The organism is Leptolyngbya sp. GB1-A1, from assembly GCF_039962475.1.
Classification (GTDB): Bacteria; Cyanobacteriota; Cyanobacteriia; order Elainellales; family Elainellaceae; genus Leptolyngbya_A.
The window spans coordinates 147,494-164,529 of the sequence record NZ_JAMPLI010000003.1 but is presented as its reverse complement, the minus strand read 5'-3'; the positions used below and the strand labels follow the sequence as shown (position 1 = coordinate 164,529).

Annotated in this window: 16 protein-coding genes; 3 read left to right on the top strand and 13 right to left on the bottom strand. The window is 53.9% G+C overall.

The window, feature by feature from the left end; translation table 11 throughout:
• Positions 1-8: 8 nt before the first annotated feature.
• The 6 genes from cobD to pilM all read right to left on the bottom strand — a co-directional run bounded on the left by cobD (position 9) and on the right by pilM (position 7,593).
• Entirely contained in the window at positions 9-1,175 is a 1,167-nt protein-coding gene (gene cobD / locus NDI45_RS04575) for a threonine-phosphate decarboxylase CobD (RefSeq protein ID WP_190791403.1), read from the bottom strand.
• 20 nt (positions 1,176-1,195) lie between these two features.
• Complete coding sequence (locus NDI45_RS04570; RefSeq protein WP_190791402.1) at positions 1,196-1,471, bottom strand: HU family DNA-binding protein; 276 nt, start codon at positions 1,469-1,471, stop codon at positions 1,196-1,198.
• A gap of 552 nt (positions 1,472-2,023) precedes the next feature.
• The gene (locus NDI45_RS04565; RefSeq protein WP_348246590.1) at positions 2,024-4,498 is read right to left on the bottom strand and encodes an AMIN domain-containing protein; all 2,475 of its coding nucleotides are present in this window, start codon (positions 4,496-4,498) and stop codon (positions 2,024-2,026) included.
• A 351-nt stretch (positions 4,499-4,849) separates the two neighbouring features.
• A complete protein-coding gene (locus NDI45_RS04560) occupies positions 4,850-5,626 on the bottom strand; it encodes a pilus assembly protein PilO (protein ID WP_190791400.1) in 777 nt (258 codons plus the stop codon).
• Positions 5,623-6,474, bottom strand: coding sequence for a PilN domain-containing protein (locus NDI45_RS04555; RefSeq protein WP_190791399.1), 852 nt, complete (start codon positions 6,472-6,474; stop codon positions 5,623-5,625). Before NDI45_RS04555 ends, NDI45_RS04560 begins: the two co-directional genes overlap by 4 nt.
• Positions 6,475-7,593: a type IV pilus assembly protein PilM gene (gene pilM / locus NDI45_RS04550; protein WP_190791398.1), complete on the bottom strand. Its 1,119-nt coding sequence runs from the start codon at positions 7,591-7,593 to the stop codon at positions 6,475-6,477.
• A 537-nt stretch (positions 7,594-8,130) separates the two neighbouring features.
• On the opposite strand from pilM, the gene purT reads away from it, so the two are divergent.
• A complete protein-coding gene (purT, locus tag NDI45_RS04545; RefSeq protein WP_190791397.1) occupies positions 8,131-9,354 on the top strand; it encodes a formate-dependent phosphoribosylglycinamide formyltransferase in 1,224 nt (407 codons plus the stop codon).
• 330 nt (positions 9,355-9,684) lie between these two features.
• Positions 9,685-10,152, top strand: coding sequence for an AP2/ERF family transcription factor (locus NDI45_RS04540; RefSeq protein ID WP_190791396.1), 468 nt, complete (start codon positions 9,685-9,687; stop codon positions 10,150-10,152).
• Between the two features lie 80 nt (positions 10,153-10,232).
• Here NDI45_RS04540 and NDI45_RS04535 read toward each other — a convergent pair whose 3' ends face one another.
• The 7 genes from NDI45_RS04535 to NDI45_RS04505 form a co-directional block, all read right to left on the bottom strand.
• Positions 10,233-11,789, bottom strand: coding sequence for an FAD-dependent oxidoreductase (locus NDI45_RS04535; RefSeq protein ID WP_348246586.1), 1,557 nt, complete (start codon positions 11,787-11,789; stop codon positions 10,233-10,235).
• A complete protein-coding gene (locus tag NDI45_RS04530) occupies positions 11,752-12,669 on the bottom strand; it encodes a hypothetical protein (RefSeq protein ID WP_348246584.1) in 918 nt (305 codons plus the stop codon). The genes NDI45_RS04535 and NDI45_RS04530 overlap by 38 nt, the downstream gene beginning before the upstream one ends.
• Positions 12,670-12,735: 66 nt before the next feature.
• Positions 12,736-13,278: an NUDIX hydrolase gene (locus NDI45_RS04525; RefSeq protein WP_190791393.1), complete on the bottom strand. Its 543-nt coding sequence runs from the start codon at positions 13,276-13,278 to the stop codon at positions 12,736-12,738.
• Between the two features lie 88 nt (positions 13,279-13,366).
• On the bottom strand, positions 13,367-13,855 hold the full coding sequence (gene folK / locus NDI45_RS04520; RefSeq protein ID WP_190791392.1) for a 2-amino-4-hydroxy-6-hydroxymethyldihydropteridine diphosphokinase: 489 nt from the start codon (positions 13,853-13,855) through the stop codon (positions 13,367-13,369).
• A 30-nt stretch (positions 13,856-13,885) separates the two neighbouring features.
• Positions 13,886-14,125: a 2Fe-2S iron-sulfur cluster-binding protein gene (locus NDI45_RS04515; protein WP_190791391.1), complete on the bottom strand. Its 240-nt coding sequence runs from the start codon at positions 14,123-14,125 to the stop codon at positions 13,886-13,888.
• Positions 14,126-14,174: 49 nt separating this feature from the next.
• Entirely contained in the window at positions 14,175-15,671 is a 1,497-nt protein-coding gene (gene cobQ / locus NDI45_RS04510) for a cobyric acid synthase CobQ (protein WP_348246581.1), read from the bottom strand.
• A 120-nt stretch (positions 15,672-15,791) separates the two neighbouring features.
• Positions 15,792-16,208 carry an Npun_F0494 family protein gene (locus NDI45_RS04505; protein ID WP_348246579.1) on the bottom strand — a complete coding sequence of 139 codons (417 nt, stop codon included), beginning with the start codon at positions 16,206-16,208 and terminating at the stop codon, positions 15,792-15,794.
• Positions 16,209-16,385: 177 nt separating this feature from the next.
• On the opposite strand from NDI45_RS04505, the gene NDI45_RS04500 reads away from it, so the two are divergent.
• On the top strand, positions 16,386-16,856 hold the full coding sequence (locus NDI45_RS04500) for an NUDIX domain-containing protein (protein WP_348246577.1): 471 nt from the start codon (positions 16,386-16,388) through the stop codon (positions 16,854-16,856).
• Positions 16,857-17,036: the final 180 nt, after the last annotated feature.

Here is a 17,036-nt window from a genome sequence, read left to right as displayed (position 1 = left end):
AGTTACTTCTAAATAGAATGAGGCAGCACTTGAGCCAGGGCATCGAGCAATCGTCTATTCTCAGACTCGGTGCGAACCGCAACGCGAAAGAAGCGATCGCCCAGTTCAGGAAAACTTGTACAGTCGCGAATCAGGATTCTGTGCTGCTGAAGAAGCTGGCGCTGCAATTCGATCGTAGACCCCTGGAACCAGACCAGCAAAAAATTTGCCGCACCGGGCAGCGGAGACAAACCGGGCAGGTCAGCCAGTCCTCGATAAAGCTGGTTTCGGGCGATCGGGAGCCAGTCGAGGGTTTGCTGCTGAAATGCAACATCCGTTACAACTGCCTCGGCTGCTACCGCCGCTAGCGTATTCACCGACCAGGGATCGCGCCACTGCTGCCAGCGATCGAGGCGATCGGGGTGAGCAATCACATAGCCAAATCGCAGTCCCGGAAAGCTGTAAAACTTGGTGAGCGATCGAAGGATGACCAGATTGGGAAAGTCGGTGATGCGATCGATCAGGCTTTGCTGTTCGTCCGGCGGTAAAAAGTCCATAAACGCTTCATCCACAACGACCAGCGCGTAATGTTCCAGCAGGGGCAGCAGGGATTGTTGGTCGAACAGTTGCCCAGTGGGGTTGTGAGGGTTGTTGAGGAGAAGCCCGGTGGAGGAATGGGGGAGTGAAGGCGTGAGGGGAAGAGGGGATGAGGGGGTAGGCGGTAGAGGCGAGGTTTGCTGTTCGTTCTGGATTTTGAGCAAAAACGCTTTGCCAGACTTGCTTGGTTCGGAGGACGAGGGAAGGACGATGGGACAGGGGACGATTTTGGCGTCGAATGCCCGGAGTGCCCGCAGGTAGTCGCCAAAGGCAGGGGTGAGCAAATGGGTGGCGTTGAGTTCTGCCAGTTCGCGGCTTGCCCAGGTCAGCAACTCGGCAGAGCCGTTGCCGGGGAGAACCCAATCGGGGGAAAGGCCGTGGGTGGCTGCGAGAGCTTGCCGCAAGGAGGTGTAGCCCGGATCGGGATAGTGGCAGAGATCGCGGAGGCTGGACTGGATGGCGACGATCGCAGACTGAGGTGGACCGAGCGGATTAATGCTGGCAGAAAAATCCAAAATCTCAGAAGGGGAACAGCCTGCCAGGGATGCTGCCCAGGTTAAGTTCCCCCCGTGTCCGGGTATCCGGCGTGATGGTTGCACGATGTTCGCGGCTTGTGGGGTTATTTGCCCACCATTTCCTTAAACAGTTTACCAGCCGAGAATGCTGGCACTTTCGTTGCCGGGATTTGCATCGCTTCTCCGGTTTTCGGGTTGCGACCTTCCCGCTCTTTGCGCTCACGTGGCTCAAAGGAACCGAAGCCGACTAGCGTGACTTTGTCGCCGTGGGAAACTGCTTCCATAATGGAGTCGATCGCAGCCGTTAAAACTGCATCAGCTTGCTTTTTGGTGACGTTTGCTTTTTCTGCAACCTTGTCCACTAGTTCGCCTTTGTTCATGGTTATCTCCTTGCAATGGTAATCAGCGAAGTTAATGATTAGACTCTCACGAATTAGCATCGTTGATCTAATCGGTGGAATTCGAGAAGGAAATCAGACAGCGATCGCTGAAACCCTTGTTAACTCGAATTTTCAATGCTTTATTCTAAATGCAAGATCCCCAATATGGATCGATCAAACCTTTAATTTATGTAGATTTGAAGCACTTTTTAAAAAATTCCTGCCGATCGACGGGGTTATGACAGCAGAAAGCTGCAAAACTGTGTACAAATACTTATGAAATTCACGTTTTTACCATCAGGAAGAAGTCTTGCGAAGCCCGTGCTGCTCACTCCTGAGCAAAAACAGAGCGGAATAAGTTTTGCATCATTTCGAGAAGGAATTACACCGATCGACCTTATCCTTTTAATCCTTTCTGATTGAAAATCACGAGTCGATCGATCCGTTACCGGAGGCAGAAAATCAACTCGTGATCGTTTAGAGGATGTTTGAGCGGTTACGACTGTTGCCCGAACCGCCCCTAACTCTCAATTCAAGGGAAACGGAGTTGCCTTAGGGAAGCTGAACCCCCTGTCGGCGTAAAATCTCATCGGCTTCTGGGCTAGGCGTATAGCGATAGCCAAAAGAAGAGAAGTCTGAATCATCGAGCACACGTGGAGTCAGCAGCACGATCACTTCCTGACGCGTGTTGTTGCGGTTGGTTCGTCTGAACAGCGCACCCAGGATCGGAATATCGCCCAGAATTGGTACTTTGCTGACGGAAGTACGATCGGTTTCCTGAATAATACCGGACAAGATCAAGGTTTGCCCGTCTCGAATTCGTACCTGACCGGAGGTTAATTGCCGTACTGAGAGTAGCGTTACCTCCCCATCTCCAACTTGCCGCGTTTCAACTGGAGCCGAAACAGTAGGAGCGATCGCCAGGGTGACAAACCCGTTATCGTCAATACGGCTGACATTTACCTGGAGCTGGAGTCCTGCGACGGCTTTTATAATGTTGACCTGTTCCCTTGTGCCGCTGGGCGTGTCCACACGCTCAATTTCAGTTTCGGAAATTACTTCCTGTCCCAGGTTGACGGTGGCTTGCTGTCCTTCCTGGATTACCAGCGTTGGATCGGTCAGGATTTTGGCATTGCCGCTGACAACCTGTGCTTGCAAGCTCGCCAGGAATCGCGTCGGATAGCGGAAGAACGACGGTAATCCCGATTCGGCAGTTCCTACTTCGCCTCGCTCAACGTTGGCGTTGCCGTCTTCGTCGATTGTAATCACCGTATCTTCTGCCAGTTCAACATCGGTGATTCCAGTCTCGAAGGGATCAGTCGAAACCCCGCCAACACGACGCAAAAACTCGGCTGCGGCTGCGGCTGCTACACGGCGCACAGTTCCGTTTCGCTCATCAATGATAATTGTTCCCGGTGTCGTTCCCGGAATGCGGATACCCGGTTGATCAACATCAAGGAACGTATTGCCGCCCGCAAACGGGTTAGGAATCGCGGGTGGACTCAGCACGTTGCTGCCTGCGGTTGCTGCATTAGGCGGATTGTTGCCGCCGTAGTTGATAAAGGCATTGCCCCCGTCACTCAAGACAAAGGTATCGCCCACGCCAAACGAGAAGCTGGTGTTGAGGTTATCCGTTGCTGCCAGGTTGACATCCACAATTTTGATGTTGACTGCCACCTGACGCTGGCGCAAATCAAGCTGAGACAGCAGTGACCCGGCGACTTGTACCTGCTGGGGCGTCCCCACCAGCGTGACAGCCTGAAGCCGTTCATCAGTTAGTACCGATAACCCTCTCAGCAGGAGTGGACCTGCCCCCGCCGTTGCTGCCAGAGGAATAATCTGAGTTGTTGTGTTGTTTGTGACAATCTGGTTTGCGCCTTCACCCTGCACGGTCCGAGTCGTGGACTCAACCACCCGCTGGGTTTCTGCACCCTGAGCACTGAGGAAAGAAGCAGCAGCGGCAGCTGTGACCTGATTCAGGCGCAGCGTACGAATAATGTTGTTTCGGGCAGATGCCGGAAGCAGCGTTCCCACAAAAATGGTTCTGCCGCTACGGTTAGCTTGTAGGTTCGCGACGCGCAGCACGTAGTTGAACACATTCTGGACTGGCTCATTTTCAATATCGAGGGAAATCCGCACATCTTGCGGTGCGCCCCCTCCTTCGGCTGGAGCCGCAGCTTGCCCCGGCCCTTGCGCTTGAACTGCCTGATCAAGATAAGCTACGTTGAGTCCCGCAGCCCTTGCCAGCAGTGATAAAACTTCCCGTGCCGGAGCATCGCGCAGCACCAGACGCGGCACAATTTCGGATGTGCCCAGATTGATTTCTTCGGGGGCAGCATCTGTACTGGAAACCGAAATATCGCCTAATGGCGGCGCAACCGCTCTGGGTAGCAAAGGCGGGGCTGCTTCACGCGAGGGCTGCACCACCGGAACTCCCTCGATCGTCACTTGAGGATTGGGAACCAGCACATCAGGCGCAGGCGCATTCGGGAGAGGAACTGCCGGAGCAGCTGGAGCCGGAGCAGCCGGAGCTTGAGCCACCTCAGGCGCAGGAACGGGAATTGCCGTCGCTGTTGAGCTGCTGGTGTCATTGGCTGAGCTGCCTTCGGAAACCCCATTGACATTGAGCACAATGCCACGCTGTCCCTGATTGATCTGTCCATTGGGGGTGCCGCTGCCGCCGTTGACGGTAACTCGCACACTGTTTGTGTCAAGCTGGGCAACGCTGACCGAGCTGATCCCGGGAGCCGGATTGTTTTGCACAAAGCCGCTGTTGTCGGGCAGGCTGAGCTGAGTATTAATTAAGTCTGCGATCAGGGCATTGCCACGATTCACAGTGAATACCTGAGGTCGATCGCCCTGACGGGTTTGCAGCACTACCTGCATTCCGCGATCGGTTTGATTCACCTGTACATTTGTAATCTGGGTTGCCGCCGCACGAGCGGGCTGAGCCGAGACGCAAATTATCGCTGCCCCTGTCAGGAGGCTTCCCCCCAAAATTCCACCAAACTGATAATGCCGATTCACGATTCACTCCTCCTTCGGGCAATGGGTCAACTGGAAAGAAAACAAAACTGTCATGCCCTGGTCAAACACACACAATCAAACACACAATCGAACCCGCACAATAGCAAGCAAATCCACTTAAACTTGCCGACAGACCCGGAGGATATTTGATTTGAAAAGTCATGCTTGCGGTTCAAGCTGCCCCCAGACCTTTAATTTTGGGAAAACCCGACTTCCTCCCAACTCTCAAAGCCCCCACCGAAGGGAAATTTAGGGACAATGCAGCACCGCTCATACTCCTTAACCATCCTCTAGGAACGACTTCCTTTAATCTGGATACTTCACCTCAGGCTCTTGCAATGGAAACAGCCTTTACTGCGCTGGAGGGCTTGCCGCTGCCGGAGCAGTTCTTGCGGCTCCAGGTGGGTTAATCGGCACTAAAGCCTCCAGCCGGAAGCCAGTCTCCACGCGGGTTTCGGGCTGCCCTGCCGGGACAATTTGCCCTTGCGGACTCAGCACAATTCGCTGGGTGCTGCGATCGAGTTCGGACCTGAAGTTATCCACGACCAGCAAGGGCTGAAGCCGCTCGATGTTGCGAATCACCGACTGCGTCTGCGGGAACGACCCCAAAACCTGGACATCATACACCCGCCGTTCGAGCTGGTTATTCACCGCTGCACCGAGGGAGCCATCTGTGACCGGACCGGAAGCATCGGGCAAAAAATTAAACCGAGAAAGTCTTGCCCGTCGATCCGGGTCTTGAATTCCCGCATTCACAGACTGCACCCGCTCGTTCACATCCAGCAAAAGCGTATCCAGGCTTTCCTCGGTGGCAAATAGCCCCAGCACATCTGCCTGAAGCTGCTGAGCCGATCGCAGCCGTTCTCTCGCCTGAGCAATCTGCTGCTGAGCATCGCCCAAGTTGGCAAGTTCCTGCTGCTTACTTTGAATATCGGTCTGAAGCTGCTGGTTACGATCGAGCGTAGGCTGCACCAGATTCGCCCAGAGCAAATAAGCCCCGACTGCTCCCGCAACTGCCAGCGCAATACCGCCGACCGTAGGCGTGAGGCTAATGCCAAACACCTTGGGGTACGACGGTCCTTCCAGATCGCGACCTTCTGTAGGAATAAAATCTCCGCCAACGGTCATGGTTTCAAAACTCCTCTATCCCGAAGTGCCTGAATTCTTGAAGCCAGTCCTACAGACAGCGTGCGTTCCAAATCGCGCAGCAGCTCTGACGCAGGCAAACTGGTCAGATTGCTCTCTATTGTGTATTCCACCACTTGCGGTAGCTCCACAGTAACCGCTCCGCCGCCCTGACCCGAAAACTCGATTTGCGTCGCGTTGTCTATTAGCCGCGAACCAACTAGCCGCACATCTTCGCTGTCCAAAAAGGGCGATCGTTGCAGCGTCAGCACAAAGTCATTCACATCATTAAACGATCGCGCCTGTCCAGTAATTCGCACTCTGGGCACGCCAACCGAAGCAGGGGGCGGTGCTGCCTGAGGCACAGGGCTGGCTTGTGGACTGGCTCCCGGACTTGGGCTGGCTACCGGACTCGGACTGGGCGCAGGGGCAGCCGGAGGGGGTGCGGGTTCAAGCTGCTCGATCGCCTGAATCTGCACATTGCCAGGAACCCGTGAGCGAACATCCTGCAAGATGGCAGACCAGGGACGAATCTGGTCAAACACAGTCGCGAGCGCTTGGTTCTGTGCCTCGATTGCTTGCACCTGCTGATTAATGCTGTTGACTTCCCCCTGCTGCACCCGAAGGGCGGCGAGCTGATTGTCGAGTTCAGCAGACTGTTGTTCCAGGGTACGGTTTTGGTTTTGCAGCAGCAGCCAGGCTCCACCCGTGAGTGCCAGCAACGCAACGCCGACTGCTGCCCCAATGTAGATTGGACGCGGATCATCCCGCACGACTGCCCGTCGCTGGACACCTTTGACCGCCTGCCGCTCGGAGCGATCGCTAAGAAAGTTGATATCGAGACTATACATTTACCACGCCTCCCGTAAGCTCAAACCCAGAACGACCCCCAGCCCCACGCGCTGCATTAGCGGAATATCCTGCTCAACTTCGAGCGATAGGGCATTCACCGGATCAACCGCGCTTGTCGGTAGACTCAACCGCTGGGAGAAAAACTCATCAAGCTGCCCGATCGCCCCGCCTGGTCCTGCCAGGAGGAGCTGAGCCACTTCCATGTTTTCGCCCTGGTTGTGATAAAAGTCGATCGATCGGCGCAGTTCGTCTGCCAGTTCGCCCAGAACGCGCAGCATTGATGCCGTACCCGGATTCATACCGCCCTTAGGTGGAGCGGTTGTGCCCATACTGTCCATCGGCACGATCGGAATCGTCATGCCTTGAAGCAGATCGATATTGCGCGACGGCGGCAGATTCATTGCCCGACTCAGAGCCGTTTGCACTTGGTACGTCCCGATCGGCACAGTGCGCGAAAACTGCGGTACACCATCTACCACGATCGAAATTTCGGTGTTTTCAAACTGAATATCGACGATCGCGGCGGCTTCCTGCGGCGAAAACTGGCGCAACTGCTGCCGAATCGTGCGGATCAGCGAAAAGCTGCTGATTTCCAGCACGTCCACAATTAGCCCCGCTTGCCGGAAGGTATCGAGATAGGAATCAGTTACTTCTTTACGGGTTGCGACCAGCAAGACCTGCACCTTCTCAATGCCATCTTCGTCCACGAAAAAGCCGAGTTTTTGATAGTCTACGTCAGCTTCCTCCCGGGGAAACGGCAGATACAATCCCGCTTCCTGGTTCAACACCATTTCGCGCAGTTCGCGATCGTCCAGCTCAGCCGGAACCGGAATGATGCGCGTCACCGTGTCCCGCCCGCTGGGAATTGCCGTTGCAGCGTGTTTGACTTTCAATTTGCTTTCTGCCAGCAAAGACTGAAGAATTTCTGCCATGCCTGCCGAATCAACAATTTGTCCTTCTTGAAACACGCCCTCTGGCACTTCTGCAGAAGCCAGGGTGGTTAGCTGAAAGCCCTGCCCCTTCTTCTTTAGCCGCGCAACATTGACGCGATCGGGCGTTAACTCGACCCCGATTCCTTTTGTTTTTTTGGAAAATAGACTTTTGAGGTTACTAACCACCGTTTCTATCCGTATCGCTTAATAAGAAAGCAGAAATACCGAGAGGATGAGTTGAAGTCAACTCAAGGACAAAACTAGATAACAGTCCAACCCACTCTGAGCCACCATTATGCTAATCCAGGATACCCAATCTAAATCACTTTAGATCGTCCTATCCTTTGCGAAAAATGAATGACGACAGAAATTGATCCTCCTATCAAGATAAAAACCTTGAAACTGGAAGACCTGTTCTGGACTTCTTGGACTCGATCGCTACTTGTGAAGTTCTGAAAACTAGACCCGGCAAACCCCAAATTCCGCCGTAAAGCTACCTGAGCGATTTAATAACGTTTCAAACCGCAGATTTTACAAACCGGAATTTGGCTCAACATATAGAGAACTTCTGGCGAGATGATAACTCAATTTCTGAGAAGTGGAACGAAATTGAACAATTTTTTTGCAGGCAACATCTCGAAATTCGATTCAGTCTTGCCAATGGAATTGTAAATTGATTAATAGAGCCATTTATTATCTGTAATTTCTTTCGCGAGATTTTCTATGTGCCCATCCCCATCTGCTCTGCCCTGGCAACCCTGGGGCACACCGCTCACGCCCTCTGCTCAACGCCTGCTGCTGCTGGGTTCAGGAGAACTGGGGCGAGAAGTGGCGATCGAAGCGATGCGGCTGGGAATCGAGGTCATTGCAGTCGATGCCTACGCGAACGCCCCCGCAATGCAAATTGCCCACCGATCGCACGTTATGAAGATGCTGGACGGTGATCAGCTTCGTCAGCTCATCGAGCAGGAGCAGCCCGATTTGATTGTGCCAGAAGTTGAAGCGATCGCCACCGCCACTTTAATCGAGATGGAGCAGGAAGGCTGGCGCGTCATTCCCACCGCAAAAGCCACTTATCTCACCATGAACCGGGAGGGCATTCGCCGTCTGGCAGCAGAAGACCTGGGCTTACGCACCTCTCCCTATCGCTTTGCCGAAACCGAAGCCGAGTATCAGGACGCGATCGCCGCTCTGGGATTGCCCTGTGTGGTGAAGCCCGTAATGAGTTCCTCAGGTAAGGGACAAAGCACCATTCGCACCGAAGCCGAAATTATCCCTGCCTGGGAATATGCCCACGCGGGAGGACGAACCCAAAATGCACGGGTGATTGTTGAAGGCTTTATTCAGTTCCATACCGAAATCACGCTGCTCACGGTGCGGGCGACCGATGGCACTCACTTTTGTCCGCCGATCGGTCATTTGCAAATTAGCGGCGACTATCGCGAATCGTGGCAGCCCTGTCCATTGCCGGAAGCAACGCTGAAACAGTGCCAGGACATTGCCGCTAAAATTACCGATGCCCTGGGCGGCTATGGCATCTTCGGTGTGGAGCTATTTATCGAAGGCGATCCAAGCGGTGAACAAATCGTGTACTTCAGCGAAGTCAGCCCGCGCCCGCACGACACAGGCATGGTCACCCTGATCAGCCAGAATCTTTCGGAGTTTGAGCTGCACGTTCGCGCCATTGCCGGATTGCCGATCGGATCGATCGACCTAATTCAACCCGGAGCCTCAGCCGTGATTCTGGCAGACACCGCAGGCGAGAATCCTCAGTTCACCGGAGTCCAGGATGCGCTGAAAGTGCCGACTAGCAAACTACGTTTGTTTGGCAAACCGAAATGCCACAAAAATCGCCGCATGGGAGTTGCGCTGGCACTGGGAGAAACAATCGATCAGGCAAGAGAACGGGCAAAAGCCTGTGCTGGGGCAGTCAAGGTGATTGTTTAGAGAATGGTTTCAAGCTGCTGATCAAGGGTTCAAGGGGCGCGCAGATAATTCAGGCATCCAGATGTTTATGCAAGAGAATCTGATAATGGCTTGCTGGCAAGCGGTGCGCGGGTGGCAGGCGAGTTTTTGCTGGCAGCAGTGATTGGATTTCCGAGCGGGATATTAAACCTTGCCATTCAACAATTCGATTCAAACAGCGAACTAGGTTAGGCACAGACTGCAACGCATCCCATCGCTAAACAACACAGGTCAGGCGATCGCGAACTCATTCTGCTTCTGGCTCACGCCTCACTCAGCCAAACCCAACAAGGCCTGGATCAATGCGATAGGATGAAAGCTGCAAACGTGTTATTAAAAAGTGAAATTGTTACGGTGGGCATTAGTCGGATCGACCAGTTTGAAAAAAATAATTTTGGCTATTACGTGAGGCTAAAACGGCAGGGAAAACAGGTTGCAAAGTTCTTTTCTGACAGTAAATATGGCGGACAGAATAAAGCACAGCAAGCCGCCCAAACTTACTATCAAGAATTGCTGGAGCAGTTTCCCGCAGTCTCTCAAGCCGGACGAAAAACCGTTCGCAATACAAGCGGTTATGTGGGCGTAAGCAAAACCAGTTCGCTCCGCAAAGGACACGAATACGAATACTGGCAGGCGTGCTGGGGCAGCGGAGCCGATCGCAAAAGCGTCAAGTTTTCGATTCAAAAATACGGCACGATTCGAGCAAAACAGCTTGCAATTCAAGCAAGACGATCGTGGGAACAGGAAGCCGTTCAGCCAGCATCAGTTTCGCAGGGGTAAGTCGATTGTCTTGAAACAGCCTCTTCGATCGGTCGCGGCTTAGACTCCCCACTCTAGATTCCTCGATAAGACAGCAAGAATTAAGGCAGCCAGAACTGAGGCAGCAAAGACTGACTGACCTCGCGGATCGATCGATTCACGCTGCGCGCAAGCTGAATATGGGGTTCGTCCGGTTCCACAGGTAGAATGGATGCCGCTGTGCCGCGACGAAAACGATCGATTACCTGATTGGCGGCTTCGAGTCCGGTGACATACGCCTTTTCCTGCGACCAGGAGCCGTGGCGCGTCACAATCCAGTCACCGCTCATATAGAGATTGGCGATCGGCGTGGTGACGGGCAGCATATTCGGGTAGCTTCCGGGGGCGAAGTGGGTGACGGCTCTGGGCAGACGAATCACGCTGCTGTCGATTACCTTTGCCTGGGCAAATTCGGGCACACAGGTTGCCAGGTCGCGCTGCACTTTGGCGATAATTTGCTCGTCGCTGCGAGGCAAAAGCTGATTGGCGTGGTAAAAATCTGCCTCAATTACGCTGCCTGGCTCGTCCCGAAATTCGTCGTGCAGGGCGTTTAGATCAAAAAATGTCCAGCCTGTGGTTGTGTCAAAGCCAAAGCAGGCATTTGAGGGCAGCGGTACGTTCACTTTGCGATCGAACCAAAGCCGGGTTGCCAGGACATCGATCGCTCCCAGATTCATCAAATTACAAAACTCCGGGAAGCGTCGCAGAGTTGCACTGTTGCTGACAATTTTCTGCATTCCCGTCACGCCTACGGCAAAAATCACCGCATCGGCTTCAAAGGTTTCTTCGCCGCAGATGATGCCCTTCACCTTGGGTTGATCTGATTCCTCGTTTAGCATCAAATCACTGACCCGTCGATTGGTCAGCACCCTGCCGCCCGCCTGCTGAATTCGCTCCATCCACGGACGAAAAATCGTTGTGCCCACGGTGCCGCGACACCAGACCACGTCGAAATCGGGCTGGTGCGCAAGGATGAAGTAATAGAGCATTCCCAACGCTGCCGCCGCCGAACACTGCTCTCCGGGGGCAAACAAACCCACCAGCAGCATCGGTTCAAATGACTCTTTGTATAGCCGCGCCGACACGCCAAACTGCTTAAACAGTTCACGGGCAGTCACGCCGTCATAGCGTCGCCAGGCTTCATCTGAGTTATCAAAATCTACCAGAGCATAAAGCAAGGGCAGCGCAGACAGACGATCGACCAGCGGCAATCGCTTAAACCTGGTGTAGAGAAACGTCCCCAAAGGTGTGGGCAGTCGCGGTTCCTGCTGAAAAATGGGCGATTCCACTTCTAACCCAGCAGGCGAATACTGAGACGATCGCGTCCACTCTGTAAACGGCTGAATGCCTAATTCATCGACGAGCGAGAAAATATTGCGATAGGGATACCAGAACCCGTGGATTCCGGCTTCAACCGATCGCCCGCCGGGGGTTTGCCAGCCTGCCACCAGTCCACCCGGATAGGCTCCCGCTTCCAGCAAGGTCATGTCATAGCCCTGTTTTGCCAAATGATAAGTTGCGCCCAGACCTGCCCAGCCTGCTCCCACAACGACCACTTTTGGAGCTGCTAAGCCAGAAGCATTAGCCACAGCGTCCGCCTCCCAGCGTTGAACCGCCATTTCCTGCAAGTACCTGAATCCACCCTTCGGCTGGAGCCACAATATAAGCTAAACGCTGGCTGCCGATCGTCTGGGTTGCGCCCGTAAACTGAAAGTTATAGGTTCCCACAGGAATAATTGAAACACCTGTGCTGTTCAGATCGGGCTGTCGGCGTACCACTAAACCTTCACGCGGCAGCACATCGCACGTGGTTGTCACGATCGCCCTCCCGGTTGGAACAGGCTGAGGAGAGACGATCGCAGGCAGAGGCGGAACCGTGGGACGAACCGCAATATTATTGGACTGGTTATTCGGTTGGGGTGTGGGCTGCGGAAAAGCCTGGGGCTGCGGAAAGCTCTGCGGAGCAGCAGAAAGGGGCGGGACGGTGACTTGCGATCGTCCAGGCGGTAGGTTGGGCTGTGGGAAGTTCGGTGGGGTGACAGAATTAACGGGCGATCGGGTGGCAGCAGGCTGCGCTGGGTTCACTTGCGGGAATGAAGTTGGATTGACACTGGCTTGCGTCACACGGGCTGGAACCGATCGCTCAGGCTGAGCCGAAACGGGATAAGCACAGGGAGTCGGGGGCGTGAGATAGCGGGCTTCGACCCAACCTACGATCGGTTCCCGAATGCGGCTCCAGCCCGTTCCGGTTCCGATAACTTCCAGGCGCACAGTTTGTCCGGCAGGAAGGACTCCCTGCGAAAAGCTGATGGGGTCGGGCTGCTGGTAAACTCCGGCAACGGTATTGGTCTGGCGACAGTTGGTCTCGCCTGCCTGGGCAATTTGGAACGATTTCGGATTTGATCGTTCATTCAGGTCAATGGCAGCGCCTGGCAAACTGCTGAGCACGATCGCCAGCCCACTTAAAACCGCAACCTGACCCAGTAAATCAATGCCCATCTTTCCCCACCCACAGAACAAAATTCTAGATGCGAGGAATGATAGCACGGGATTAGCGGGCAGACCTTAGACCGACAGGAAGGGACGCGCCAGGAAAAAGCTGCAAATTGATTTCGCGTCGATCGGTTCTCCGTTTGAAATCGATTGCTCCAGTTCCTCAGGCGACATCAGCACCGTTTCGATGTCTTCATCTTCGTCCTGGTTGGGCGGCGTTTCGAGCTTTTTTAAATCCTGCGCCAGAAACGCATAGATAATCTCGTCGGAATAGCCCGGAGCCAGATAAAACTGCCCCAGTTTCTGCCAGCGATCGGCGTGATAGCCCGTTTCTTCTTCAATCTCTCGCTGAATCGTGGTGAAGGGATCTTCATTCGGTTCGATCGTGCCCGCTGGAAATTCAAGCAATCTGCCTTCTGCCGCAAAGCGATATTGCCGCACCAGCACCAGTTTGCCCTCTGGTGTGACGGGAACTGCCAGCGCACCGCCCGGATGCCGCACGCACTCCCAGTCGCCGATCGCGCCATTGGGCAGCCTGAGCCGCGCTACTTCAAAGTTAAACTTGCGTCCACGGTAGAAGAGTTTGTCTTGCAGGCGATCGGGGGGTTCGAGCATCGGGGTGGAGGCGTGAGTGAATGGGGAGGGGGTGGGAAGGGAGTTCAGCGCTTGGCTTGCCTTTGATTGAGTCGAGCTTTGGCAGGGGTTATGCGAGTTGCTGGACGCCCGATCGATCGACTTGCTGGGCGAGGGTAGCGATCGTCTTTCCAGAGACAGGTTCTATCCAGTTAGGGGCGATTTCGGCGAGGGGAATCAGGACAAAGGCGCGATCAGCCATACGCGGATGGGGAATTTGCAGTTGGGGGAGGGTCAGGGTCAGATTGTCGTACAGCAGTAAATCGATATCGAGGGTTCTTGCGCCCCAACGTTCGCGGCGGACTCGCCCAAACTGTTTTTCGATGTTAAGCAGGGTGTGCAGCAGGGTTTCGGGAGCAAGCGAGGTGGAGAGGATGGCACAGGCGTTTAGATAGTCGGGCTGAGGGGGACCGATCGGCGCAGTTTGGTACAGGTGCGATCGAGCTGCGACGTGAATTCCCGGAATAAAGTCAAGCTTGCTTAAGGCATCCTTCAGCGTGGCTTCTGAATCGCCCAAATTGCTACCTAAACCGATCGCCGCTTGATGCCCAACGCTCAATGATTTCTCCTTTTCTCCTTGCTAAACCCCTTACCAAGTCGGATCAACAAATAAACTAATCGTGAGTTCTGCCCGTCCCGGAGGCACGGAGCTAATGCAGGCACGAATGGGCTGACCGTCTTCTAGCTCAACCTCGCAGGCATGGCACGACCCCATCAGGCAACCTGTGGGAATGACCAGTCCGGCGCGATCGGCAACCTGAAGCAGCGGCTCTCCCACCTCAGCGGCTACGGTTACATCATCGGGTAAGAAACGCACCTGTACGCTCATTAGGGCTCTTCCACTGCAAAGACACTGCCAAGATCAAGAATTAGGATAATCACTTGTCGAGGTGTTGCAGAATCGGGTTCAAGTCAAGATGCTGACCCACTGCACTCGCCAGTGTATCAAACATCGCTTCTCGCTGTTCCCGATAGTTGGGAATGCCCGTGGGCAGAGATTTTAGACCGCGCTGCTGCCGGAGTCGATTCAGCCAGGCTCGCCGCCAGGGACCGTTATCGAAAATGCCGTGCAGGTAAGTGCCCCAGATCGACTGGGTGGTATCAACCACACCGAGATTTTGGTCTTCAAACAGCGGCTTAAACACGGGTTCGTTGCCTTCGCCGTCTGACTCTGCCAGGTGGCTGCGTCCCTGGTGAATTTCGTAGCCTGCTACGGGCAGTCCGGGCTGGGGAAAATTAGACGTGACCAGTCGTTGACGGGCTACTTTTTGTCCAGTAATCACCGTCTTTAGCGGCACAAGTCCCAAGCCTTTGTATCGTCCTTCCTGTCCTTCCAGTCCTTCAGGGTCTGCCAGCAGTTTGCCCATCATCTGAAAGCCCCCGCAAATGCCCAAAAGCGTGCCGCCTGCCGCGACGTAGTTCTGGATTTCTTCTGCCATTCCAGTGCGCTGCATTGCAACCAAATCGGCGATCGTCGTTTTCGATCCAGGCAAAATCACCGCATCGGGATAACCAAGGGATTCTTTCAGCGTCACATATTTCACATTCACCGAGCTTTCCGATTCAAGCGGGTCAAAATCTGTGAAGTTCGAGATTCGGGGCAAACGAATCACCGACACCATCAAATCAGCATTGCTGTTCCGAGCGGGACGATCCAGCAGTGACAACGAATCTTCTGCCGGAAACACTTCTTCAAACCAGGGAATCACCCCCATCACTGGAATGCCCGTGCGCTTCTCCAGCCAGTCAATGCCGGATTGCAGCAGTTCCCGCTGTCCGCGGAATTTGTTGATTACGATGCCACGAATCAGTGCTCGCTCTTCGGGTTCCAGTAGTTCTAGCGTACCGATAATGTGGGCAAAGGCTCCGCCACGATCGATATCCACCACGAGAATGGTCGAAGCATTGAGATATTTGGCAACCCGCATATTCGTCAGATCGCGATGCTTCAGGTTCACCTCTGCCGGACTGCCCGCCCCCTCGCACACAATCAAGTCAAACTCCTCGCCCAACCGTTGAAGCGACTCCTCGATCGCCTGCCAGCCCACCTCAAAAAACTGGTCGTAGTAGTCGGCGGCTCCCACTCGTCCGGCAACTCGCCCCTTAAGAATGACCTGAGAAGTCATGTCGCCCTGGGGCTTTAGCAAAATTGGATTCATCTCCACTCGCGGCACAATTCCCGCAGCCCAGGCTTGAACGGCTTGCGCATGACCAATTTCGCCGCCGCTCGGAGTCACGTAGGCATTCAACGCCATATTTTGTCCCTTGAAGGGAGCCACTCGCCAGCCGCGCCGCGTCAGCATCCGGCAAAGTGCGGTTGTCAGCATAGATTTCCCAGCATGGGATGTAGTTCCGACAACCATAATTGCTTTCATGGAGAACCTCCGGCAGTAAAAGGGAAAGTAATGGAAGCAGACGAAACTGAGAGCTGAGCCAGAATCAAGATTTTTTCGATCGCCTCAATCTTAGACCTGAAAAATCGCGAACCGAAACGTCTAACGCAGCCAGTCGGGTAGGTGGAGCCAGCGTTGAGCCATATTCATAAATCGATCGCCCCCGCTCGCAGGCGCAATTTCACCCTGATCCTGCCACTTTTCAGCCAGCAAATGTCCGAGTGGGGTGAGTCTAAAACTATCGGTTAACCCTTGCCCATCTACCTCGCGCCGCAGCAGCCCGACTTGAATTAGCCACAGCAAATTATTCTCGACAGATAGTTCAGCGATCGACTGGCGGGTGTATCCTTGCTCAACACCTGATTGTCCAGCAATGGCGCGCAGTTCGACACTTTGATGTTTCATAGTGGCAAACAGCTTGAGCCGGAAGGGAGAGCATCGCAAAGCACGATCGGCACGATCGATCGTCGCCGAGGCATATTGAATTGGCTGAGAGCGGTGGGGGCGGGTCGAAGTCATGAAAATTACTGTCAACGCTGTCAAAACTTAACGAATTGAGGCGATAGAAACGTCTGCACCCCAAAATTTACTGACCTTTCCTATCTTATGATGTTTCCCTAAACCGACAATAAAGTTAACGCATTACCCCTTTACAGAATCTTCTTTTATCCCCTTCGTTCATCACCGATCGAATCTATGAGCAACCTACCGCACACCGATGCCGCCTTTGGAATTGTCCCCATTTTGCCGCAGCCAGACGGCTACCAATTTCTCTTGATTCAGCACTGGGGCGGACACTGGGGCTTCCCAAAAGGACACGCCGAAGCCGAAGAAACCGCGATCGCCGCTGCTCGCCGCGAGTTTGAAGAAGAAACAGGAATCTCGGCTTATGAAGTGATCGAATCGGTTTCGTTTGTAGAACAGTACCGCTTTTTTAAGGACAAACAACCAGTCGACAAAACCGTGACCTATTTCCCCGCCTGGGTAAAATCCACGACCGTGATTCGCCAACAGGAAGAAATTCAAAACTACTGCTGGCTTCCTTACGAAGACGCGCTTAAGCAAATGTCGTTTAAGCAGGGCAAGCAAATTCTCCAGCAGGTGCAGCAGTATTTAAGCCAGATTGATTTGAGCAGGAGAAATTCAGCAAAAACCGGTGGAATTTAACCTAAGAATTTAATGCCCCAAAGGAATACCCGCATAGAGTGATGTCGCTGCTAAAACCAGCGGGTAAAACCAAAATAGGACTGCAAAAACAGGACTGCAAAAATTCAGGCATACCAGGCTCCTCTAGATTAGGGCGCGATCGAACACAATTTAGGGAGTTTTTGAAAAGCTTGCTGATGC

Bases quoted from the DNA above. Each gene is read 5' to 3' on its own strand.
- purT (WP_190791397.1), top strand. From the start codon at position 8,131: ATGTGCCCATCCCCATCTGCTCTGCCCTGGCAACCCTGGGGCACACCG.
- NDI45_RS04515 (WP_190791391.1), bottom strand. From the start codon at position 14,125: ATGAGCGTACAGGTGCGTTTCTTACCCGATGATGTAACCGTAGCCGCT.
- NDI45_RS04555 (WP_190791399.1), bottom strand. From the start codon at position 6,474: ATGTATAGTCTCGATATCAACTTTCTTAGCGATCGCTCCGAGCGGCAG.
- NDI45_RS04570 (WP_190791402.1), bottom strand. From the start codon at position 1,471: ATGAACAAAGGCGAACTAGTGGACAAGGTTGCAGAAAAAGCAAACGTC.
- NDI45_RS04505 (WP_348246579.1), bottom strand. From the start codon at position 16,208: ATGACTTCGACCCGCCCCCACCGCTCTCAGCCAATTCAATATGCCTCG.
- NDI45_RS04530 (WP_348246584.1), bottom strand. From the start codon at position 12,669: ATGGGCATTGATTTACTGGGTCAGGTTGCGGTTTTAAGTGGGCTGGCG.
- cobQ (WP_348246581.1), bottom strand. From the start codon at position 15,671: ATGAAAGCAATTATGGTTGTCGGAACTACATCCCATGCTGGGAAATCT.
- NDI45_RS04500 (WP_348246577.1), top strand. From the start codon at position 16,386: ATGAGCAACCTACCGCACACCGATGCCGCCTTTGGAATTGTCCCCATT.
- NDI45_RS04540 (WP_190791396.1), top strand. From the start codon at position 9,685: ATGAAAGCTGCAAACGTGTTATTAAAAAGTGAAATTGTTACGGTGGGC.
- NDI45_RS04525 (WP_190791393.1), bottom strand. From the start codon at position 13,278: ATGCTCGAACCCCCCGATCGCCTGCAAGACAAACTCTTCTACCGTGGA.
- NDI45_RS04560 (WP_190791400.1), bottom strand. From the start codon at position 5,626: ATGACCGTTGGCGGAGATTTTATTCCTACAGAAGGTCGCGATCTGGAA.
- NDI45_RS04535 (WP_348246586.1), bottom strand. From the start codon at position 11,789: ATGGCGGTTCAACGCTGGGAGGCGGACGCTGTGGCTAATGCTTCTGGC.